Annotated in this window: 17 protein-coding genes and 1 riboswitch; of the genes, 11 read left to right on the top strand and 6 right to left on the bottom strand. The window is 65.6% G+C overall.

The features are described 5' to 3' along the window. Nucleotides 1–22 precede the first annotated feature (22 nt). Together CSQ99_RS00365 and CSQ99_RS00360 are read left to right on the top strand one after the other, a co-directional pair. The gene (locus CSQ99_RS00365; RefSeq protein WP_176560800.1) at nucleotides 23–898 is read left to right on the top strand and encodes a pyridoxamine 5'-phosphate oxidase family protein; all 876 of its coding nucleotides are present in this window, start codon (nucleotides 23–25) and stop codon (nucleotides 896–898) included. Between the two features lie 270 nt (nucleotides 899–1,168). After that, nucleotides 1,169–2,443 carry an amidohydrolase family protein gene (locus CSQ99_RS00360; RefSeq protein WP_099037324.1) on the top strand — a complete coding sequence of 425 codons (1,275 nt, stop codon included), beginning with the start codon at nucleotides 1,169–1,171 and terminating at the stop codon, nucleotides 2,441–2,443. Between the two features lie 16 nt (nucleotides 2,444–2,459). On the opposite strand, the gene CSQ99_RS00355 is transcribed toward CSQ99_RS00360, so the two are convergent. After that, on the bottom strand, nucleotides 2,460–5,135 hold the full coding sequence (locus CSQ99_RS00355) for an FHA domain-containing protein (RefSeq protein WP_099037323.1): 2,676 nt from the start codon (nucleotides 5,133–5,135) through the stop codon (nucleotides 2,460–2,462). A gap of 144 nt (nucleotides 5,136–5,279) precedes the next feature. On the opposite strand from CSQ99_RS00355, the gene CSQ99_RS00350 reads away from it, so the two are divergent. After that, a complete protein-coding gene (locus CSQ99_RS00350) occupies nucleotides 5,280–5,726 on the top strand; it encodes a hypothetical protein (RefSeq protein WP_245908574.1) in 447 nt (148 codons plus the stop codon). Here the strand turns inward: CSQ99_RS00350 and CSQ99_RS00345 are convergent. Then, nucleotides 5,723–6,919, bottom strand: coding sequence for an NADH:flavin oxidoreductase (locus CSQ99_RS00345; RefSeq protein ID WP_099037059.1), 1,197 nt, complete (start codon nucleotides 6,917–6,919; stop codon nucleotides 5,723–5,725). The genes CSQ99_RS00350 and CSQ99_RS00345 overlap by 4 nt on opposite strands. A gap of 58 nt (nucleotides 6,920–6,977) precedes the next feature. On the opposite strand from CSQ99_RS00345, the gene CSQ99_RS00340 reads away from it, so the two are divergent. From CSQ99_RS00340 to CSQ99_RS00325, 4 genes are all read left to right on the top strand, one after another. Further along, nucleotides 6,978–7,835: a bifunctional methylenetetrahydrofolate dehydrogenase/methenyltetrahydrofolate cyclohydrolase gene (locus CSQ99_RS00340; protein WP_099037058.1), complete on the top strand. Its 858-nt coding sequence runs from the start codon at nucleotides 6,978–6,980 to the stop codon at nucleotides 7,833–7,835. Beyond that, a complete protein-coding gene (locus tag CSQ99_RS00335) occupies nucleotides 7,832–8,125 on the top strand; it encodes a DUF3017 domain-containing protein (RefSeq protein WP_099037057.1) in 294 nt (97 codons plus the stop codon). Before CSQ99_RS00340 ends, CSQ99_RS00335 begins: the two co-directional genes overlap by 4 nt. 121 nt (nucleotides 8,126–8,246) lie before the next feature. Continuing rightward, nucleotides 8,247–8,870 carry an acyl-CoA-like ligand-binding transcription factor gene (locus CSQ99_RS00330; RefSeq protein ID WP_099037056.1) on the top strand — a complete coding sequence of 208 codons (624 nt, stop codon included), beginning with the start codon at nucleotides 8,247–8,249 and terminating at the stop codon, nucleotides 8,868–8,870. Then, nucleotides 8,867–10,381 carry an FAD-dependent monooxygenase gene (locus tag CSQ99_RS00325; RefSeq protein ID WP_099037055.1) on the top strand — a complete coding sequence of 505 codons (1,515 nt, stop codon included), beginning with the start codon at nucleotides 8,867–8,869 and terminating at the stop codon, nucleotides 10,379–10,381. Before CSQ99_RS00330 ends, CSQ99_RS00325 begins: the two co-directional genes overlap by 4 nt. Here the strand turns inward: CSQ99_RS00325 and CSQ99_RS00320 are convergent. Genes CSQ99_RS00320 through CSQ99_RS00310 form a run of 3 tightly spaced genes read right to left on the bottom strand, consistent with a single transcriptional unit; the run spans nucleotide 10,378 to nucleotide 13,603 of the window. Then, nucleotides 10,378–11,106 carry a class I SAM-dependent methyltransferase gene (locus CSQ99_RS00320; RefSeq protein WP_099037054.1) on the bottom strand — a complete coding sequence of 243 codons (729 nt, stop codon included), beginning with the start codon at nucleotides 11,104–11,106 and terminating at the stop codon, nucleotides 10,378–10,380. The two genes, CSQ99_RS00325 and CSQ99_RS00320, sit on opposite strands and share 4 nt — an antisense overlap. Continuing rightward, nucleotides 11,103–12,242, bottom strand: coding sequence for a homoserine O-acetyltransferase MetX (gene metX, locus CSQ99_RS00315; protein ID WP_099037053.1), 1,140 nt, complete (start codon nucleotides 12,240–12,242; stop codon nucleotides 11,103–11,105). Before metX ends, CSQ99_RS00320 begins: the two co-directional genes overlap by 4 nt. Continuing rightward, nucleotides 12,242–13,603: a bifunctional o-acetylhomoserine/o-acetylserine sulfhydrylase gene (locus CSQ99_RS00310; RefSeq protein WP_176560799.1), complete on the bottom strand. Its 1,362-nt coding sequence runs from the start codon at nucleotides 13,601–13,603 to the stop codon at nucleotides 12,242–12,244. The genes metX and CSQ99_RS00310 overlap by 1 nt, the downstream gene beginning before the upstream one ends. A 24-nt stretch (nucleotides 13,604–13,627) precedes the next feature. Further along, nucleotides 13,628–13,750, bottom strand: a riboswitch (SAM riboswitch). 208 nt (nucleotides 13,751–13,958) lie between these two features. Here CSQ99_RS00310 and CSQ99_RS00305 point away from each other — a divergent pair. After that, on the top strand, nucleotides 13,959–16,196 hold the full coding sequence (locus tag CSQ99_RS00305; protein WP_099037052.1) for an NADP-dependent isocitrate dehydrogenase: 2,238 nt from the start codon (nucleotides 13,959–13,961) through the stop codon (nucleotides 16,194–16,196). Nucleotides 16,197–16,204: 8 nt separating this feature from the next. On the opposite strand, the gene CSQ99_RS00300 is transcribed toward CSQ99_RS00305, so the two are convergent. Beyond that, the gene (locus tag CSQ99_RS00300) at nucleotides 16,205–17,050 is read right to left on the bottom strand and encodes an alpha/beta fold hydrolase (RefSeq protein WP_099037051.1); all 846 of its coding nucleotides are present in this window, start codon (nucleotides 17,048–17,050) and stop codon (nucleotides 16,205–16,207) included. An 81-nt stretch (nucleotides 17,051–17,131) separates the two neighbouring features. Here CSQ99_RS00300 and CSQ99_RS00295 point away from each other — a divergent pair, with 81 nt between their 5' ends. The 3 genes from CSQ99_RS00295 to trpS are packed head-to-tail and all read left to right on the top strand — an operon-like array spanning nucleotide 17,132 to nucleotide 20,379. Beyond that, nucleotides 17,132–17,968, top strand: coding sequence for an exodeoxyribonuclease III (locus CSQ99_RS00295; protein ID WP_099037321.1), 837 nt, complete (start codon nucleotides 17,132–17,134; stop codon nucleotides 17,966–17,968). A 16-nt stretch (nucleotides 17,969–17,984) separates the two neighbouring features. After that, the gene (locus CSQ99_RS00290) at nucleotides 17,985–19,352 is read left to right on the top strand and encodes an NAD(P)/FAD-dependent oxidoreductase (RefSeq protein WP_099037050.1); all 1,368 of its coding nucleotides are present in this window, start codon (nucleotides 17,985–17,987) and stop codon (nucleotides 19,350–19,352) included. Between the two features lie 22 nt (nucleotides 19,353–19,374). Continuing rightward, on the top strand, nucleotides 19,375–20,379 hold the full coding sequence (gene trpS, locus CSQ99_RS00285) for a tryptophan--tRNA ligase (RefSeq protein ID WP_099037049.1): 1,005 nt from the start codon (nucleotides 19,375–19,377) through the stop codon (nucleotides 20,377–20,379). Nucleotides 20,380–20,395: the final 16 nt, after the last annotated feature.

Genomic DNA, 20,395 nt, shown 5'->3' with positions numbered 1-20,395 from the left:
GAGCGGCATGCTAGCTAGTGACATGACGGCGCAGACAGGGTTTCACGACGGAGAGCTCGCGGTCCAGGAGCGTGCAGGCGTTCGTGCGCAGGTGGCCCGCCTCGGAGACGCCATGCTTGCCACGCCCGATTTGAACGGCGGGATGGCCTCCTTCCTGGCAGCCCGCGACTTCGCCGTGATCACGGCCCGCGATCCCGACGGCCGGCTGTGGACGTCGCCGCTCTTCTCGACACCCGGATTCCTTCAGGCCCGTGACCGCGAACTGCGGGTGCGCGCCCTGCCGGGCCCCGGTGATCCGTTGGGAGGCGTCGTTGCCGGCCAGCCGGTCGGCATGCTCGCCATCGAGTTCTCGACCCGCCGCAGGGTCCGGGTCAACGGCATTCTCACCCACGTCGGCGAAACGGGTCTGCAGCTCTCAGTGGACCAGGCGTACGGCAACTGCCCCAAGTACATTCATTCGCGCCTTCTCGAACACGTGGACAGCGCGCCGCAGCCCGTCGAACGTTCATCGGCTCTCAGCGCCGAGCACCAACTGCTCATCGCGAATGCCGACACCTTCTTTCTCGGCACCATCCATCCCACTCGCGGCGCGGACGCATCCCATCGAGGCGGCCCACCCGGATTCGTCCACGTCGACGGCGACAGACTGTGGTGGCCGGACTATCCGGGCAACAATATGTTCAACAGTTTCGGCAATCTCGCCGTGGATCCGAGCGCTGCGTTGCTGTTCATCGATTTCGACACGGGTGCGACGCTGCACGTCTCGGGGAAGGCCGCCGTCGAATGGGTGACACCCAGTGACAACGATGGCGGCACAGGACGTCGCGTGAGTCTGGCGATCGAGTCGGTAGTGTGGGGTGCCCGCATCGGGCTGCATGGCGGCCCACCGACAACGTGAGGACCGGTGGTGAGCACTCGTCGGATAATGGGTTGAGTTGTTCAACGCTGTTGATGCCGAGGAGATTTCGGCGATAGAGCAGTTCCATCCCGACGTGCACGATCGGTGATCTGGCAGCGCCACCACAATGAGCTGAGTTGGTAGGGGCCGTGTCCGGATAGGCGCTGGTGGTGCCCGCGCTGGTGGGTTTGCTGATCGGCAACGCGGTGTTGTTGGGCGTCTTGGTTCTGTTCAGACGCCGTAGACGGGCGGATGGACCATGATCAACAGATGGCAGCCACCTGGGACACGATTGACCGCTATGTCGTCATCTCGACCGACACACACGCAGGCGCAGACCTTTACGACTACAAGAAGTACTTGCCGACGCGCCTGCACGATGATTTCGACGCCTGGGCGAAGACTTATGTCAGCCCGTTCGACGACCTGATCATCGCAACGGCGAAGCGCAACTGGGATCACGAACTGCGGATGTCAGAAATGGATGCCGACGGGGTGGCTGCCGAGGTGCTGTTGCCAAACACCGTGCCGCCGTTCTTTCCGACCAGCCCGAACATCACGATCAGCCTGCCGCAGACCCGCGAGGAGTTCGAACACCGATGGGCGGGGGTGCAGGCGCACAATCGCTGGCAGGTCGACTTCTGCTCGCTGGCACCGGATCGGCGGCGCGGACTGATCCAGATCTTTCCGAACGACGTCGACCTGGCCCTCGACGAGATCCGTTGGGGGGCAGAGCAGAAGTGCTTCGGCGGCGTGCTGCTGCCCGCAGTCTCGCCGGGCGATCCGAATGTCGCACCGCTCTTTCATACCCGCTACGAGCCGATTTGGTCGTTATGCACCGAGCTCGACCTGACATTGGTTCAGCATGCGGGGGCGGGAAGTCCGGTCATGCCGATGGATCAGCCCGCGTCCAACGCCGTGCTGGTGACCGAGATGGCGCTATGGGCGCAACGGACGGTCAGCCACCTAGTCCTGGCCGGGGTGTTCGAGCGTCACCCGACGTTGCGGTTCGTGCCGACCGAGCAGGGGACCATGTGGCTGCAAGACCAGATGATGCTGCTCGACGTCATGGTGCCCAGCATGAAAACCGAAGCCGGCAACCGCACATATGGCATGTTCGGCGGCTCGTCGATCGACGAACTCACGCTGTCGCCGAGCGATTACGCGAAGCGCAACTGCTACCTGGCTTCTGAACTCACGCCGTACGAGAAGTCGATGATCGACTACTTGGGCGCCGATCACGTCATGTGGGGCAGCGACTATCCGCACGAGGAAGGTTTTGCGCCGCATTCCAAGCTGGCCATCCGGTGGGCGCTGCACGACCAGTCCGAAGAGAATTGCCGAAAGATCCTTGGCGGCAATGCGGGTCGCCTGTACCGCTTCGATCTCGACGCCCTGACCCCGATTGCCGCGCAGATCGGGCCGACGGTCACCGAGGTGCACACGCCGCTGCAAGACACGGGTTACGTCGCACCGCCCGCGTTCGGCTACCGGCCGTTCGAGGGCGGGCTCGCCCTCAAGCGGTTGGCACCGGTGCGGACTTGACCCAGGATCGTGGGGATCAGTTGGCAGCGGCGAGCCGGATCTTCCACCGCACCAGGCTCAGATAGCCGATGCAGATCAGCGCCTGCATGCCCATGTTGAACCACCAGGCGCCCGCGGTGTGCTTCCAATGCGAGTCTTGCGGGGTCAGTGGACCAGGCACGAGCCTGATCAAGTCGATCGTCGATGCCGTTGAGGCGAATCCCCAGCGGGCCGGAGTCACCCACGCCATCTGGTCGAGCACGATGCGACCGGTCACCGGGATCATGCCGCCCTGGAACACCAGCTGAGACATGATCGCGATCACCAGCAAGGGCATGATCTGCTCGTTCGACTTGGCAATCGCCGAGAGAGCCAAGCCGACCATTGCCGCCCCGATACAGCACGCCGCAACGTCGATGTACAACTCCAGGGACCGGTTGGGTATCACCGCGCCGCTCTCGACGGATCCGGGGCCCCAACCCTTGCCCCAAATGTTGATGGCGACGACGATTCCCGACTGCATCAACGCAAAGCCGGAGAAGACGAAGACCTTCGCGAGCATGTATGCGGTCGTGGACAATCCGACCGCCTGCTCGCGCAGGAAGATGGCCCGCTCGCTGATCAGCGCCCGGATCGTCAGTGCGGTGCCCATGAAGATGGCGCCCACATTGAGCAGCACCAGAATCTGTCCCGGTTCGTTCGGGGCTTCGCCGCCCTCCAACGCGGTCTTGGGAACGCCGAAGCCGACATCGCCGGGCACCGACAGCGACAGTGCGCCCATGATGAACGGCAGAAACGCCAGGAAGATGAAGTAGCCGCGATCCGAAATGATCAGTCGCATCTGGCGGCGGGCGATCGTGGAGAACTGCTTGCGCAGGCTCGTCTTGGTCGGCTCACCGAGGTCGGAGGGTTTCTCTACCGCAGGCGGCGGTGGCGGCGGCCCGTGTTGCGCGAGGTAGCGCGCTTTGGCCGCGTCGGGGTCGCCGGCGACCGAGCTGAAGATGTCGGCCCAGTTGGTGGTGCCCATCGACGGGCCGATCTCATTGGGCGGGCCACAGAACGCGGTCTTTCCGCCGGGTGCCAGCAGCAGCACCTGATCGCAGACATCGAGATAGGTCAGCGAGTGCGTCACCACCAGGACGACGCGGCCTGCGTCGGCGAGCTGGCGCAGCATCGTCATGACCTGACGGTCCAGCGCCGGATCCAGGCCGGAGGTGGGTTCGTCGAGGATCAGCAGCGACGGCCCGGTCAACAGCTCCAGGGCGACCGAGGCGCGTTTGCGCTGACCGCCGGAGAGCTTGTCGACGCGGGTTTCGAGATGTTTGGTCATCTCGAGTTCCTCGAGGACCTGCATGACGACCTGCTCGCGGTCGGCCTTCGTCGTGTCCGGCGGCAGCCGGAGTTCGGCGGCGTACATCAGCGCCTGCCGGACGGTCAGCTGACCGTGCACCACGTCGTCCTGCGGGACCATGCCGATCCGCGAGCGCAGCGAGGCGTACTCGGCGTGGATGTTGTGACCCTCGAACGTCACGGTGCCGGTCGTCGGATGGGTGTAGCCGGCCACCAACTTCGCAAAGGTCGACTTGCCCGCGCCCGACGGACCGATCACGGCCGTCAAGGTGCCGGGTCGCGCGGCGATCGAGATGTTGTCCAGAAGCGTCTTGTTGCCCTCGATCGTCCAGGTGATCGAGTGCACTTCCAGGCCGCCGGTCTGGGTGGCGGCGGCCGTCTCGGTGCGGCGGGCCAGCGTGCCACCGGTGAACACCAGGTCGATGTTGCCGATGGTGACGGTGTCGCCCTCGCGCAGCATCGCCGAGTCGACGCGCGCGCCGTTGACGAACGTGCCGTTGATACTGCGGTTGTCGCGGATCTCGGTTCCGCTCGGCGTGGGAACGAGGGTCGCGTGATGACGCCCGGCGAGCACGTCGGGCACCACGATGTCGTTATCGGTGGCTCGGCCGATCTTGATGGCGCCAGCGGTTCCTGCGGCGACGGCAGGTCTGCCCGGTCGCAGGATCTTCAGCATGCTCGTCGCGAGATTGCCTTCGCCCGCCCGCGGCGCGGCCGTCGGACCCATCGCAGTGACGGACTCGAGTGCCGGTTGCGACATCGGCTGCGAGGGCGGAGGTTGTCGGGTCGGCGCCGCCGGGCTGGACGGATAGGCCGGGCCGCCGCTGTAGGCGGCCGGCCTTTGCGGCGCCGAGGGGTAGCGCGGCTGTGGCCCGGAGGGGTACGGCGGGGCCGCCGCTGGGCGCGCGCCGCTCGGCGGCGGCTGCGGTCGCGAAACCTGTGGGCTGGACGCCGGCGGATGCGACGGTCCCTGGGTGGGCCACGAGGTATCGGGTGCCGGGCGGGCCGAGGCGATGGGCACCGATTGGGTCGGCGTCCGGCCGACGGCGCCCTGGTGCCGCCCGACCTCGAAACTCAGCTGCGGCCCATCGGGATTGCCGATGTTGAGCTGCTGACCGTCCTGGAGGTCGACGGTGGGCACCCGCCGATTGTTGACGTACATCCCGTTGAGGCTGCCGTTGTCTATGGCGACCCATCGGCCTTGATCGAACCGCAGCACCAGGTGCGCGCGGGAGATCAACGGATGTGCGATACGGATGTCGGCGCGAAGATCGCGACCGACGACTACGTCGTTGCCCGGCGCGAAGGTTCGGGTCGATCCGTCGTATCGAACGGTCAGCGCGGGAGGGGCTGGTCGGCTCATCGCGACCAACTCTATCGGTATGAACCCGATTGCGGCGCAGGTCTGGTTGGTCGTCATCCGCGCCTGGGCCGACTGCCACAAATATTTGCCGGTCCGCCCGGCGAGTCGTCAGACGTCGCGGGCGGGTTCGTGGTGTCGTTGTTCATGGTGTCTAAGGCGCCTGCAGCCCTGGTGATGAGTGCCGCTCTGACCGTGGGTCTGGCGGCGACGATCCCGTCCTCGACGGCCCAAGCGCAGCCGTCGTACCCGACCGACGACCGGGGCTTCATCAACTCGCAGATTCGCTGTGATGCGCCGCAGTCGGCGATCGCGTTCAGCCGCACCGACCAGTCGATGGTGGCGATCTGCGTAGACCAGGCAGGCCGCTACGAATACCGAGGCGCGCGACTGGCCGACGAGAACGCCGTGCTCACCGTGGTCGCCGAGCCCACTGTGCCTGGCGAATTCTTCGCGCAGAAGGACGGCGTCACCTACACGGTCACCGCGAAGGAACTGGTCATCAAGACCGACGAGTGGACGCGCACCGAACCGGTGCTGCAGTTCGGGGCGCCCCCGCAGTTGGCGGTCGAGATGCCTACCCGGCCCCACTAACCGGGCGAGCCCGTCACCACGCAGTGCGTGTGGCTGTAGATCGTGGCCATGCACTTGTTGCAGTGGGTGCACAGCGATCGGATCGAGTGCGCGTCGCCGTCGTCCTTGATGCGGTTGATCAGGTCGGGTTCGGCCAGCAGTGCCCGTCCCATCGCGACGAAATCGAAACCCTCGGCCATCGCCAGATCCATGGTTTCGCGATTTGTGATGCCGCCCAACAGAATCAACGGCATCTTGAGTTCGGCACGGAACAGTTTGGCGTCGCGCAGCAGAAACGCTTCCCGGTAGGGATACGCGCGCAGGAACTTCTTGCCGGTCATCCGGATACCCCACCGCAACGGTGGCTTGAACGCGCCCGCAAATTCCTTGATCGGCACGTCGCCGCGGAACAGATACATCGGATTGACCAGTGAGCTGCCCGCGGTGAGCTCGATGGCGTCGAGCCCGCCGTCTTCCTCCAGCCACTTCGCGGTCTGCAGCGACTCCTCGAGCGGGATGCCGCCGCGCACACCATCGGCCATGGTCAGCTTCGCGGTGACGGCGATGGGGGTGCCTTCCTTCTCCACCGCGCGCCGCACCGCCATCACCATGCCGCGCGCCACCTTGGCCCGGTTCTCGAGCGATCCGCCGAACTCATCGGTACGACGATTGATCAACGGGCTGAGGAACGAACTCGCGAAATAGTTGTGCCCCAAGTGGATTTCGACCGCGTCGAAGCCGGCCTCGATCGCAAGACGGGCGGCGTTGGCGTGCGCGCCGACGATGTCGTCGATGTCGTCGCGAGTGGCCTTCTTGGCGAAGCGCATCGACAGTGGGTTGAAGAATCGCACCGGCGCATACGCCGTCGCCTTCGTCGAGCGGGCGTTGGCGACGGGGCCGGCATGGCCGATCTGCGCGCTGATGGCCGCACCTTCGGCGTGGATGGTCTCGGTGAGCTTCTTCAGGCCGGGGATGGCCTCGGGACGCCACCAGATCACGTTGCCCTCGGTGCGCCCGCCTTTCGACACCGCAAGATAGGCGACCGTCGTCATGCCGACACCGCCCGCGGCGGGCAGCCGGTGGTAGGTGATCAAGTCGTCCGTGACGAGCGCGTTCGGCGAGGAAGCCTCGAACGTCGCCGCCTTGATGACTCGGTTGCGCAGCGTCACCGGGCCGAGTTTGGCCGGGGTGAACACATTGGGCTGTGTGTTCATAGGAAGTGAGCATGCCAGACTGGCTTTGCAGGCGAGCGAAGCGACGGGAGAATGCTGCGTGGGTGCGATCACATTGGACGGTAAAGCCACACGCGACGAAATCTTCGTCGACCTGAAGGAGCGCGTCGCGCGCTTATCCGAGGCAGGGCACACGCCCGGGTTGGGCACGGTGCTCGTCGGGGACGACCCCGGCTCACATGCGTATGTCCGCGGTAAGCATGCCGACTGCGCCAAGGTCGGTATCAACTCGATCCGCCGCGATCTGCCCGCCGACACCAGCCAGGCCACGCTCGACGAGACCATCGACGAGCTGAACGCCAACCCCGAGTGCACCGGCTACATCGTGCAGCTGCCCCTGCCCAAACATCTCAACGAGAACGCCGCCCTGGAGCGGGTGGATCCCGGTAAGGACGCCGACGGGCTGCACCCGACGAACCTGGGCCGGTTGGTTCTCAACGAGCCGGCTCCGCTGCCCTGCACCCCGCGCGGCATCGTGCACCTGCTGCGTCGCTACGAGGTCGAGATCGCAGGCGCCGAGGTCGTGGTCATCGGCCGCGGGGTGACGGTCGGCCGGCCACTGGGTCTGCTGCTGACCCGTCGCTCCGAGAACGCGACGGTCACGTTGTGCCACACCGCGACTCGGCACCTGCCGCAGCACACCCTCGACGCCGACATCATCATCGCCGCCGCCGGGGTTCCGCACATCATCACCGCCGAGATGGTGCGTCCCGGGGCCGCGGTCATCGACGTCGGGGTGAGCCGCGACGACGCGGGCAAGCTGGTCGGCGACGTGCACCCTGACGTATGGGACGTGGCCGGTCATGTATCGCCCAACCCCGGCGGTGTCGGGCCGCTCACCCGCGCGTTTCTGCTGACCAACGTGGTCGAGCGAGCAGAGGTGCTGGCGGCCCAGTGACGCTGCGGGAGTTCGCGCGCAAGGTCTTTGGTGGGCAGTGGCCCATCCTGTTGCCCGGCGTGATCCTGATCGCGGCCTTCGGACTCGTGGTCGCCGGTTACTGGCGACGCGGTGCATTGGTGCTCGCGATCGGGGTGGCACTCGCCGCGGTGCTGAGACTCACGCTGCCCGAGGACCGGGCGGGATTGCTTGCGGTGCGCAGTCGCAGCATCGACGTCGCCACGACCGCGAGCGTCAGCGCGACGATTCTGTACATCGCGTGGACGATCGACCCGTTGGGCACCAGCTAGCGGTCCGTCGACCGATCGCGTCGGCTGACTTGCCTTCGCGTCGACAGTGGACAGCGCTCTCACAGGAAACTGCCCACAAGGCAATCTTGCACGGTGGGCAATATATGGCTACGTTGGGCGCATGGCCGGACTTCGGGAGCGCAAGAAGCTCGATACGCGACGGGCGCTCAGTGACGCCGCGCTGAAGCTCGCACTCGAGGGTGGATTCGACGCGGTGACGCGCGAGGCGATCGCCGACCTGGCGGGTGTCTCGCTGCGCACGTTCAACAACTACTTCAGTGGAAAGTACGAGGCGCTGGCGTATCGCCAGTCCGAACGTCTGCGGCGCAGCATCGACGTGTTGCGCGCATGTCCAGCCGACGAGCCGCTGTGGACGTCGATCACCGAATCCGTGGTCGCTCCGCTGGAGGACGACCTGCGTGACCCCGACGGTGCCGAGAACCAGTTACCCAACCGCGAAGAACTCGCCGAGGTGCGGAAGCTGTTGATGCGTACCGAGATTCGCGATGTGGTGTCGAAGGAGCTGTTCGACGAGTGGACCGATGTGGTCGCCGAGCGCACCGGCACCGATCCCGAGGTGGACATGTATCCACGTCTGGTGGCGGCAGTGGTCCGCGCCGTCGGTGACGCCGCGACCGAGATGTATGTGCGGGCGGACCCGCCGGTCGCGATCAACGAACTGATTCGCGCGGGCTTCGCGCAAGTAGCGGCTGGGCTGCCCGAACCGGCCAGGAAGAGATCATGAGCGAACACGTCGTCATCTCCGGCGCGGGACCCAACGGGCTGATGCTCGCCTGCGAGCTCGCGCTTGCCGGTGTGCGTCCTGTCGTGCTCGACCGGCTGCCCGCAGCCAGCGATGAGCCCAAGGCCAACGGTCTTGTCGGGCAGGTGATTCGGCAATTGGACATGCGTGGGCTCTACCACGCTTTCGGTGGCGACGACGGCCCGCCCCAGCCGACGTACGGCTGGGCATTCGCCGGGATGCCGCTGAACTTCCTGCGCGTCGACGACAACCCGATGTATGCACTTCTCATCGCGCAGCCGCGGTTGGTCCGCCTGCTCGAAAAGCGTGCCCGCGATCTCGGAGTCGAGATCAGGTGGGGGCATGAGCTGACCGCGATCGACATGAGTTCGGATGCCGTCACGCTGACCGTGGATTCCGCCGGGCACTCTTACCGGCTGGAAGCCGACTACCTCGTGGGTGCCGACGGTGGCCGCAGCACCGTGCGCAAAAGTGTGGGCATCGGATTTCCCGGCCACACATCACCGGTCGTGAGTCGGCTGGCACACGTCCGCCTGCCCGACGAGCTGCTGGTCCCTGGTCGAGGCTATGAAATTCCCGGCCACGGCCTGGTTCCGTTCGGGCCGAACAGGTTCGACAACGGCACACTCATCCTGTTCCCGCTCGAGCCCCACCGGCCATTGCTGGGCACCGTCGAGTACGGCTGGACGCCGGGCAGCGCGCCAGGTGAGATGACGCTCGAGGAGCTCCGCGACAGCGTTCGTCGGCTGATCGGGGTCGACGTCCCCATCGAAGCCCCGACCAGTCCCGGTGTGCATGCACTTCGCCGGCTCGACGGGACGAACTCGCGCCAGGCCGACACGTATCGCGAGGGACGGGTGCTGCTGCTCGGCGACGCGGCACACGTGCACTCGCCGATGGGCGGACCGGGATTGAACCTGGGGATGCAGGATGCCGTCAATCTCGGCTGGAAGCTCGCGGCCGTCGTCAACGGCCGAGTGCCCGACGGCCTGCTCGACACCTATGAGTCCGAGCGATATCCCGTGGGTGAGCGAGTGATGCTGCATTCGCAGGCACAGCTCGCCCTCGCCGCGCCGGGACCCGAAGTGACCGCTCTGCGTGGGCTTTTCGGGGAGCTGGCGGATCTGCCGGAGGTGGCCGGACACCTCGCCCGGCTGCTGGCGGGCTCGGATGTGCGCTACGACGTCGGTGACGGCCATCCGCTGTCCGGCCTGATGGTGCCCGACCTCGTATTCGACGACGGTTCCCGCGTCGCCGACCTGCTCCATGAGGCCAGTCCGCTGTTGCTCGACTTGTCGAACGGCGCCACACGATCGGCCGCCGACGCATGGATGGGGCGCGTCGACGTGGTGGCCGCGTCCATGTCCGACCGCCCCGCCGCGGCGATGCTCATCCGGCCGGACGGCTATGTGGCCTGGGCCGCAGACGAATTCGGCGCTGACGATGCCGACCGGTTACGCGGCGCACTGACGCGGTGGTTCGGCGGCGCCTAGTCCAGTGTCGCGCGAATGCTGACCGTGACGTACGGCAGCGCCAAACCTTTGGAATTGGCCAGCGCGGGATGGGTGGTCAACAGGTCGCGGACCCGGTCGAGGGTATGGGTGCGCACCTTCTCCGGCGAGGTGATGCAGTAGCTGCGCGAAGCGACCAGATCGATGAGTGCCTGCGGTGTCAGGTAACTCGTCCAGTCGACGCGGTGACGTTCGACATTGGTGAATACATCGGGCAGCGTGGTCTTTTCGTTGAAGTGGGCATCTTCGTGACCGATGACTTCACCCAGATCCTTCACCCAGCCCAGCCGCTCGTCGCGGGCGTTCCACACCAGGCCCAGCCGGCCGCCAGGCCGCAGCACGCGCGCCACCTCTTTGACGGCGCGCTCCGTGTCGAACCAATGCCAAGCCTGTGCCACCAGCACGGCGTCGACACTGTCGTCGGGCAGTGGAATCTCTTCCGCCGTGCCCAAGAGTGCGGGCGTACCGGGCAACGAGTTGCTCAGCAGCTCGAGCATTTCCGGAATCGGATCGACGGCGATCACGTCCAGTCCGCGCTCGACCAGGCGGGTGGTCAGCTTTCCGGTCCCGGCGCCGAGATCGAGGATGTCGCGCGCCCCGGTCGGCAGCAGCCAGTCGATCGCCTCCGGCGGGTAGGACGGCCTGCCGCGCTCGTATGCCGCGGCTTCCGCACTGTACGACAGCGAGCGCTGCTGGCTGCTCGTCATGAGCGTGACGCCAGCTCCAGCGTCGTGCGGATCAACGCGCCCACCGCCTCCGTCTCGACTAGGAATCCGTCGTGGCCGTAGATCGAGTCGACCACGTTCAGTTTGGTGCAACCCGGAAGGAGCTCAGCCAATTCCTCCTGCAGCCGCAGGGGATACAGCCGGTCGGACGTGATACCGCCGACCACTACGGGGACCGGGCAGCTTCGCAGCGCCGCTTCGACGCCTCCGCGGCCGCGCCCCACATCGTGGCTGGACAGGGATTCGGTCAGCGTCACGTAGGTGCCTGCGTCGAACCGGGCCAACAGCTTGCGGCCCTGGTATTCGAGGTAGCTCTGCACCGCGTAGCGACCGCCGGTAGCCGGATCCTCGTCACCCTGCGGGTCGTTGGCGAAGCGATCGTCCAGTTCGGCTTCACCCCGATAGGTGAGGTGCGCGAACCGGCGTGCGATCTCCATGCCGATTTCCGGTGCCAGCCCGGTGTCGTAATAGTCGCCGTTGCACCAGTTCGGATCGGACTTTATCGCCGCGACCTGGGTGCTCTGGGTGCCGATCTGATCGGCGGTCGCGCGGGCCCCGACGGCCAGCACCAGTGCGGCGCGAACCTTGTCGGGATGGCCGACGATCCACTCCAGTGCCCGGGCACCGCCCATCGAGCCACCGACCACCGCGGCGACCCTGGTGATGCCCAACGCCTCGAGCGCGGCGATGTCGGCCTCTACTTGGTCGCGCACCGAGACGAGCGGGAACCGCGAGCCCCACGCCTTCCCGTCGGGGTGCGGCGAGCTCGGACCGGTCGATCCACGGAAGCCGCCGAGCACGTTGGTGGCGATCGCGCACCAGCGGGTCGTGTCGATCGGCGCCCCCGGCCCGGCGACGCCTTCCCACCAGCCCTCTGTCTCGTCGCCCGGACCGGTCGGACCCGTCACGTGTGAGTCGCCGGTGAGCGCGTGCAGCACGACGACCACGTTGTCGCGGTTGGGCGAAAGCTCACCCCACCGCTGCACGGCGATCGTGACATCGTCGAGGACTGCGCCGTTCTCCAGCGTCAGCGGGCCGATGTCGACATGGCCGACTTCACCTTCGGCGGGCAGGGTTTGCGGGTTGTTCACATCGATGTCCCTATCGAGCAGCGTCATCAGAACGCCGCCGCGGCTTTGGGATCCGCTGATCCTGCCGAGTTGAACTGCTTGGCCGCGGCGAAGCCCTGCTCGAGGTCGGCCAGGATGTCGTCGATGCCTTCGATGCCGACCGCGAGGCGCACCAGTCCCGGCGTGACACCCGTGGCCAGCTGCTCCTCGGGCGACAGTTGCGCATGCGTCGTCGACGCCGGATGGATGACCAGCGACCGCACATCACCGATATTGGCGACATGGCTGTGCAGCGAAAGCGCGTTGACGAACGCCTTACCCGCCTCGATGCCGCCGGCCAGCTCGAACGCCAGCACGGCGCCGGTTCCCTTGGGCGCCAGCTTCTTTCCCAGCTCATACCACGGTGAAGTTGGCAGCCCCGCATAGTTCACGGAGGTGACGCCCTCGTGCCCGGCCAGGTACTCGGCCACGCGCTGCGCGTTCGCGACATGCCGCTCGATGCGCAGGCTCAGCGTCTCCAAACCCTGGGCGACGAGGAACGCGTTGAACGGCGATGCCGCCGATCCGAGATCGCGCAGCAGTTGGACACGCGCCTTCAATGCGTATGCGGGAGGGCCGAGTTCGGCGAACACCACGCCGTGATAACTCGGGTCAGGTGTCGTGAAACCGGGGAACTTACCGTTGGTCCAGTCGAAGGTGCCGCCGTCGACGATCACGCCGGCGATCGCCGAGCCGTGTCCGCCGAGGTACTTGGTGGCCGAGTGCACGACGACGTCGGCGCCGTGGGCGAGCGGCTGGATCAGATACGGCGTCGCGATCGTATTGTCGACGATCAGCGGAACCCCGGCTTCGTGGGCGACACCGGAGACACCCGGAATGTCGAGCACATCAATTTGGGGGTTGGAGATCGTCTCGGCGAAGAACGCCTTGGTGTTGGGCCGCACGGCCGTCCGCCAGGAGTCCAGATCGTCGGAGTCCTCCACGAAGCTGACCTCGATCCCGATCTTGGGCAGCGTGTAGTGGAACAGGTTGTAGGTGCCGCCATAGAGCCGCGCGCTGGAGACGATGTGATCGCCCGCGTTGGCGAGATTGAGTATCGCGAAGTGCTCGGCGGCCTGACCCGATGCCAGGAACAGGGCCGCGACGCCTCCTTCGAGTGCCGCGATGCGCTGCTCGACGACGTCGGTCGTCGGATTCATGATCCGGGTGTAGATGTTGCCGGGCTCGGCGAGGCCGAACAGTGCGGCGGCATGCTCGGTGCTGTTGAACACATACGACGTGGTCTGGTAGATCGGCAGGGCACGTGCGTTGGTCGCGATGTCGGGCGTTTGGCCCGCGTGCACCTGCTTGGTTTCGAACGCCCAATTCTGGGTGGGGTCTTCCGGCGCGCTCATGAGACGGCCCTCCATTTGTGTCAGGGGGCCCGTCAACCGGACCCGCGCTTGCCGGCAACCGCTCGCTAGCGGCTACTCAACCTGGTCTTCACCCGGAGCACCCCACCGCGGTTGGAGGGTTGCCGGCCAGCAAGCCGGGGCTTAGTGCTGGCACTCATGACCGAGGACAGACTATCGCATGGGGCTTGCCGCGTGCCAGCAGCCTGTTTCCAGGCGGCGGCGCGGTCCGAAAGCTACCCGTCAGTAGCTGAAGTGCCCGCTCAAGGGCGCACCGTGACCCACGCGTAGCGTCGTGTTCGACGCAATACTGATAGCCGCCGCACACAACGCGGAGCTTCGTTGAACTGACCACACGCCGGGAGAGCATCACATGAGCGAAGAGCAGCCCACCATCATCTACACCCTGACTGACGAGGCGCCGCTGCTTGCGACCTATGGCTTTCTGCCGATCATTCGTACCTTCGCCGACCCGGCGGGGATCAACATCGAGACCAGTGACATCTCGGTGGCGGCCCGCATTCTGGCCGAGTTCGGCGACCACCTGTCCGAAGATCAGCGTGTGCCCGACAACCTGGGCGAGCTGGGCAAGCTGACGCAGTCTCCCGACACCAACATCATCAAGCTGCCCAACATCAGCGCGTCCGTGCCGCAGCTCTACGCCGCGATCAAGGAGCTGCAGGAGAAGGGGTATGCGGTTCCCGACTATCCGGCGCAGCCGAAGAACGACGAGGAGAAGGCGCTCAACGAGCGATACGGCAAGATCCTCGGCAGCGCGGTCAACCCCGTTCTGCGCGAAGGGAATTCAGACCGCCGCGCCCCCAATGCCGTGAAGGAGTACGCGCGCAGGCACCCGCACAGCATGGGCGAGTTCTCTCAGGCGTCGCGCACCCACGTCGCAACCATGAAGGGCGGGGACTTCTACCACGGTGAGAAGTCGATGACCCTGGACCGCGATCGCAAGGTGCGAATGGAGCTGAAGACCAAGAACGGCAAGACGATCGTGCTCAAGCCCGAGACTGCCCTGGACGACGGTGACGTCATCGAATCCATGTACATGAGCAAGAAGGCACTCGTCGAGTTCTACGAACAGCAGATCGAGGATGCGTACAAGACCGGCGTGATGTTCTCACTGCACGTCAAGGCGACGATGATGAAGGTCAGCCACCCGATCGTCTTCGGCCACTGTGTGAAGGTGTTCTACAAGGAGGCCTTCGCCAAGCACCAGGACGTGCTCGACGAACTGGGTGTGAACGTCAACAACGGAATGGTGGATCTCTACAACAAGATCGAGTCGTTGCCCTCGTTCCAACGTGAGCAGATCATTCAGGACATCCACGACGTTCACGAGCACCGGCCCGAGTTGGCCATGGTGGATTCGGCCAAGGGAATCACCAACTTCCACTCGCCGAGCGATGTGATCGTGGACGCCTCGATGCCGGCGATGATCCGCCTCGGCGGCAAGATGTACGGCGCCGACGGGCGGACCAAGGACACCAAGGCGGTCAATCCCGAGTCGACGTTCTCGCGGATCTATCAGGAGATGATCAACTGGTGTAAGACCAACGGCCAGTTCGATCCGACGACCATGGGCACGGTCCCCAACGTCGGCCTGATGGCGCAGAAGGCCGAGGAGTACGGCTCCCACGACAAGACCTTCGAGATCCCGGAGGACGGCGTCGCCGACATCGTCGACATCGACACCGGCGAGGTGCTGCTGTCATGGGATGTCGAAGAGGGTGACATCTGGCGTATGCCCGTCACCAAGGACGCCGCGATCCGGGACTGGGTCAAGCTTGCCGTCACCCGCGCGCGTGCGTCAGGGATGACAGCGGTGTTCTGGCTGGATACCGAACGGCCGCACGAGGCCGAGCTGCGAAAAAAGGTCAAGGCATATCTGCAGGACCACGACACCGAGGGCCTGCACATCCAGATCATGCCGCAGGTGTGGGCCATGCGTTACACCCTGGAGCGGGTCACCCGCGGACAGGACACCATCGCCGTCACCGGAAACATCCTGCGTGACTACCTGACCGACCTCTTCCCGATCCTGGAGCTGGGTACGAGCGCCAAGATGCTGTCGATCGTTCCGCTGATGGCCGGCGGCGGAATGTACGAGACGGGCGCCGGTGGGTCGGCGCCCAAGCATGTGCATCAGTTGGTCGAGGAGAACCACCTGCGATGGGATTCGCTCGGCGAGTTCCTCGCGTTGGGCGCCTGTTTCGAGGATCTGGGCGATAAGACCAGCAACAAGCGGGCGACTCTGCTGGGCAAGACGCTGGACGGCGCGATCGGCAAGCTGCTGGAGAACGACAAGGGCCCGTCACGAAAGACCGGTGAGCTCGACAACCGCGGCAGTCAGTTCTACCTCGCCATGTACTGGGCTCAGGAGCTCGCCGAGCAGACCGAGGACAAGGAACTCGCCGAACACTTCGCCGCGCTCGCCAAATCGCTCGCCGAGAACGAAGACGCCATTGTGTCCGAACTTGCCGCCGTGCAGGGTGATTCGGTGGACATCGGTGGCTACTACTGGCCGGACCCGGAGAAGACCACCGCGATCATGCGGCCGAGCAAGACGCTGAACTCGACGCTGGAGTCCGCCAGGAACTAGCCGGTGGCTTACCCGATGGCTTCGTGCGGCTTGTCGTCTCGGGTTGGCGTCGCGTAGCGGTCGACGAAGCTGACGATCAGGTCGGCGACCTCGCGCGGCGCCTCGAACATCGGGATGTGCCCGACGTTCTCGAGATGCGTGACGTGCGTCGACTGCGGCAGATGCTTGGTGAAGTGCCTGGTGAATCGAGGATGCGGCAGCACCCGGTCCTTCTCGCAGATGACCAGGTGCGTGGGTGTCTTGGCCTCGGCCAGTTCGAGTAGGCCCGGCATCAACAGCGACTTGAGCAGCAGCTGGTAGTAGGCCGGGCAGTGGGTGACGTCGTCGATGATGTCGAGCCATTGTTCGTCGTTGAGGCGGTCCGCGGTGGCGCTGATCGGCACAAAGCCGAGCTGACGGACAAAGGGCAGCTTCAGGGCGCGCGGCCCGAGGGCCTTGGCTCCCAGCCAGACGGGCAGGCCCGCCACGAACTTGAACACGATCTCGAACTTCGCGGGGGTGTAGCGGGTCCAGCCGCCGGCCGGGGCGATGCCGGTCAGCGATCGGGCCCGACCGCGGCGTGCCAGCTCGAACGCCACCCAGCCGCCAAGCGAGTTGCCGACGATGTGCGCGGTGTCCCAGCCCAGCGCGTCCATCCGGCGTTCCATGTCGTCGGCCAGCTCGGCGGTATCAAGAAAGAACCGGCCCTTGATGCCGCCGTTGTGGCCGGGCATGGTGGGCGCGAGCACCTCGTAGCGGCCCGTGTCAGCAATCAAAGGCGCGACGCCTTTCCACACGTTCTGCGACATCATGAACGGATGTAGCAAAAGCATCGGCTCGCCGGATCCCAGATGTATCGGTGCGCGCTCGTTCATCTGCCCGACACTAAAGGTGGTACCGCCGGTACCGCAAGCCGGGCCCTTGGCTGATCGATAGGGTCTGCTGCTGTGTCCTCGCTGATTGTCTCGACCATCAACGTCAACGGCATCCGCGCGGCGATCAAAGAGCGCTCGCCGGAGAACCTCGGACTGCTGCCGTGGCTCGCGGCCACCACCGCCGACGTGGTGTGCCTGCAGGAGACGCGTGCCGACGACGACCAACTGGCAACGGCCTTGGCGCCCGCGTTGACCGACGGGTGGTATCTGGTGTCGGCGGAACCACATATCAAGGGGCGCAGCGGTGTTGCGGTCCTGTCCCGCCATCCGATTGACGCGACGCGGTTGATGGATTCCGACGAATTCGGCTCGCACGGACGGTATCTGGAGGCCGACTTGGACATCGGACCTGCCGGTCTGACCGTGGCCAGCCTGTACATCCAGACCGGTGAGGCGGAGACCGACCGTCAGCTGGAGAAGGAGCGGTTCATGGCGACCCTTGGGGCGCGAATGGCCGCGCTGGCCGCTTCCGGCCGCGATGCCGTCATATGCGGCGACTGGAATATCGCCCATACCGAGAACGACATCAAGAACTGGAAAGGAAACCTCAAGAAGTCGGGATTCCTGCCCAGCGAGCGGGCCTGGCTCACCGAGCTACTGTCCTCGGGCTGGGTGGATGTGGTGCGGGTGCTCCACCCCGATGTGCCAGGACCGTACGCGTGGTGGTCCTGGCGTGGGCGGGCGTTCGACAACGACGCCGGCTGGCGCATCGACTATCAACTGGCCACGGCCGGCCTGGCAGCGCGTGCCGTATCCGCCCGGGTCGAGCGGGCCGAGGCCTATGCGCTGCGCTGGTCCGACCACGCACCGGTCACCGTCGAATATTCACCCGCCGTGGGCTGTCAGTCGGGCGCATGACCGTTAGGGTCAGCCAATGACCGTCGACACCATCGCCCCGCGGCGTCATCGCGTCGTCATCATCGGGTCCGGCTTCGGCGGGCTGTTCGCGGCCAAACATCTCAAGCGCGCCGACGTCGACGTCACGCTGATCGCGAAGACGACCCACCATCTGTTCCAGCCGCTGCTCTATCAGGTCGCCACAGGCATCCTGTCGGTCGGCGAGATCGCGCCGGCAACGCGAATCATCCTGCGCAAGCAGCGCAATGCCGAAGTGTTGCTCGGCGATGTGGTCGGGGTCGATCTGAAGAACAAGACGGTCACCTCCAAGCTGCTCGACTGGGAACGGGTCACGCCGTTCGACAGCCTGATCGTGGCAGCGGGCGCCCAGCAGTCGTATTTCGGCAACGACCACTTCGAGGCCTTCGCGCCCGGCATGAAGACCGTCGACGATGCGCTGGAGTTGCGTGGCCGGATCCTGGGTGCGTTCGAGGCGGCCGAGGTGACGACATCGGAGGCGGAACGCAAGCGCCGGCTGACGTTCGTGGTGGTGGGTGCCGGTCCGACCGGCGTCGAAGTCGTCGGCCAGATCGCCGAGCTCGCCGATCGCACCCTGAAGGGGGCGTTCCGGACCATCGACCCCACCCAAGCCCGGGTGATTCTGGTCGAGGCGGCGCCCGCGGTGCTGCCGCCGATGGGGCCCAAGCTCGGGCTCAAGGCGCAGCGCAGGCTGGAGAAGATGGGCGTCGAGGTCAAACTGAACACGATGGTCACCGACGTCGACTACCTGGGCCTGACGGTTAAAGAAGGGGGCCAGGACGGCGAAGACACCAGAATCGAGGCCGCCGTGAAGGTGTGGTCGGCCGGTGTGCAGGCCAGTCCGCTCGGCAAGCAGATCGCCGAGCAGTCCGACGGCACGGAGGTCGACCGTGCCGGCCGCGTGGTCGTCGAGCCCGACCTCACAGTCAAGGGCCACCCGAATGTGTTCGTCATCGGCGACCTGATGAGCGTGCCGGGTGTGCCGGGAATGGCGCAGGGGGCGATCCAGGGCGCGGTCTACGCCACCAAGCAGATCAAGAATGAACTCAAGGGCTCGGCAGCTCCGGCGGACCGAAAGCCGTTCAAGTACCTGAACAAGGGCAGCATGGCGACCGTCTCGCGGTTCAACGCGGTCGCCCAGATCGGCAAGGTCGAGTTCGGCGGGTTCCTCGCCTGGCTCGCATGGCTGGGATTGCATCTCTACTACCTCGTCGGCAGCCGAAATCGCATCGTCGCCGTGTACTCCTGGTTCATCACTTTCCTGGGCAGGGGCCGCAGCCAACTGGCGATCACCGAACGGTGGGTTTTCGCGCGCAGGGCACTGGAGCAATCCCGGGATCAGAGCGCCCAAAAATCCATTGGGTGACGCGTGCCAAGATTGACCCATCATGAGCACTGCGCGTCGCGTCTTTTCTGGTGTCCAACCCACATCTGACTCCCTGCACCTGGGCAATGCCCTCGGTGCCATCAAGCAGTGGGTGGGTATGCAGGACGACTACGACGCCTTCTTCTGCGTCGTCAACCTGCACGCGATCACTGTCCCGCAGGATCCCGAGCAGTTGCGGCGGCGCACCCTGGTGACCGCCGCGCAGTATCTCGCGCTGGGCATCGACCCGTCGCGGTCGACCGTTTTCGTACAGAGCCAGGTGCCCGAGCATGCCGAACTCGCTTGGGTGCTGGGGTGTTTCACCGGTTTCGGACAGGCGTCGCGGATGACGCAGTTCAAGGACAAGTCGCAGAAGGAAGGCGCCGAGGCCACCACGGTCGGGCTGTTCACCTATCCGGTCCTGATGGCCGCCGACGTCCTGCTCTACGACACCGATCTCGTGCCGGTCGGTGAGGATCAACGCCAGCATCTGGAATTGGCCCGCGACGTCGCGCAGCGGTTCAACGCCCGCTTCCCCGACACCTTCGTGGTTCCCGACGTGCTGATCCAGAAGGCGACTGCCAAGATCTACGACCTGCAGGATCCGACGTCGAAGATGAGCAAGTCCGCCGCCACCGACGCGGGCTTGATCAGTCTGCTCGACGATCCCAAGAAGTCGGCCAAGAAGATTCGCTCCGCGGTCACCGACAGCGAGCGCGAGATCCGGTACGACCCGGTCGCCAAACCCGGTGTCTCCAACCTGCTGACCATTCAATCCGCGGTGTCCGGTGTCGACGTCGACAAGCTCGTCGAAGGCTATGCGGGCAGGGGATACGGCGACCTGAAAACCGACACCGCAGACGCCGTCGTCGAGTTCGTCACGCCGATCCAGGCGCGCGTCGACGAACTGCTGGCCGATCCGGCCGAGCTCGGTGCGGTCCTGGCCGTCGGCGCCGAGCGCGCCAGAGACGTGTCTGCAAAGACGCTGCGGCGGGTATACGACCGGTTAGGGTTTCTGTCTAGCTAACGCCTGTGACTCGTTT

The sequence above is a fragment of the Mycobacterium neglectum genome (genome assembly GCF_002591975.1).
Lineage (GTDB): Bacteria > Actinomycetota > Actinomycetes > Mycobacteriales > Mycobacteriaceae > Mycobacterium > Mycobacterium neglectum.
This window is presented reverse-complemented; position numbering and strand designations above follow the sequence as displayed.

Bases quoted from the DNA above. Each gene is read 5' to 3' on its own strand.
- CSQ99_RS00365 (WP_176560800.1), top strand. From the start codon at position 23: ATGACGGCGCAGACAGGGTTTCACGACGGAGAGCTCGCGGTCCAGGAG.
- CSQ99_RS00360 (WP_099037324.1), top strand. From the start codon at position 1,169: ATGGCAGCCACCTGGGACACGATTGACCGCTATGTCGTCATCTCGACC.
- CSQ99_RS00355 (WP_099037323.1), bottom strand. From the start codon at position 5,135: ATGAGCCGACCAGCCCCTCCCGCGCTGACCGTTCGATACGACGGATCG.
- CSQ99_RS00350 (WP_245908574.1), top strand. From the start codon at position 5,280: ATGGTGTCTAAGGCGCCTGCAGCCCTGGTGATGAGTGCCGCTCTGACC.
- CSQ99_RS00345 (WP_099037059.1), bottom strand. From the start codon at position 6,919: ATGAACACACAGCCCAATGTGTTCACCCCGGCCAAACTCGGCCCGGTG.
- CSQ99_RS00330 (WP_099037056.1), top strand. From the start codon at position 8,247: ATGGCCGGACTTCGGGAGCGCAAGAAGCTCGATACGCGACGGGCGCTC.
- CSQ99_RS00325 (WP_099037055.1), top strand. From the start codon at position 8,867: ATGAGCGAACACGTCGTCATCTCCGGCGCGGGACCCAACGGGCTGATG.
- CSQ99_RS00320 (WP_099037054.1), bottom strand. From the start codon at position 11,106: ATGACGAGCAGCCAGCAGCGCTCGCTGTCGTACAGTGCGGAAGCCGCG.
- metX (WP_099037053.1), bottom strand. From the start codon at position 12,242: ATGACGCTGCTCGATAGGGACATCGATGTGAACAACCCGCAAACCCTG.
- CSQ99_RS00310 (WP_176560799.1), bottom strand. From the start codon at position 13,603: ATGGAGGGCCGTCTCATGAGCGCGCCGGAAGACCCCACCCAGAATTGG.
- CSQ99_RS00305 (WP_099037052.1), top strand. From the start codon at position 13,959: ATGAGCGAAGAGCAGCCCACCATCATCTACACCCTGACTGACGAGGCG.
- CSQ99_RS00300 (WP_099037051.1), bottom strand. From the start codon at position 17,050: ATGAACGAGCGCGCACCGATACATCTGGGATCCGGCGAGCCGATGCTT.
- CSQ99_RS00290 (WP_099037050.1), top strand. From the start codon at position 17,985: ATGACCGTCGACACCATCGCCCCGCGGCGTCATCGCGTCGTCATCATC.
- trpS (WP_099037049.1), top strand. From the start codon at position 19,375: ATGAGCACTGCGCGTCGCGTCTTTTCTGGTGTCCAACCCACATCTGAC.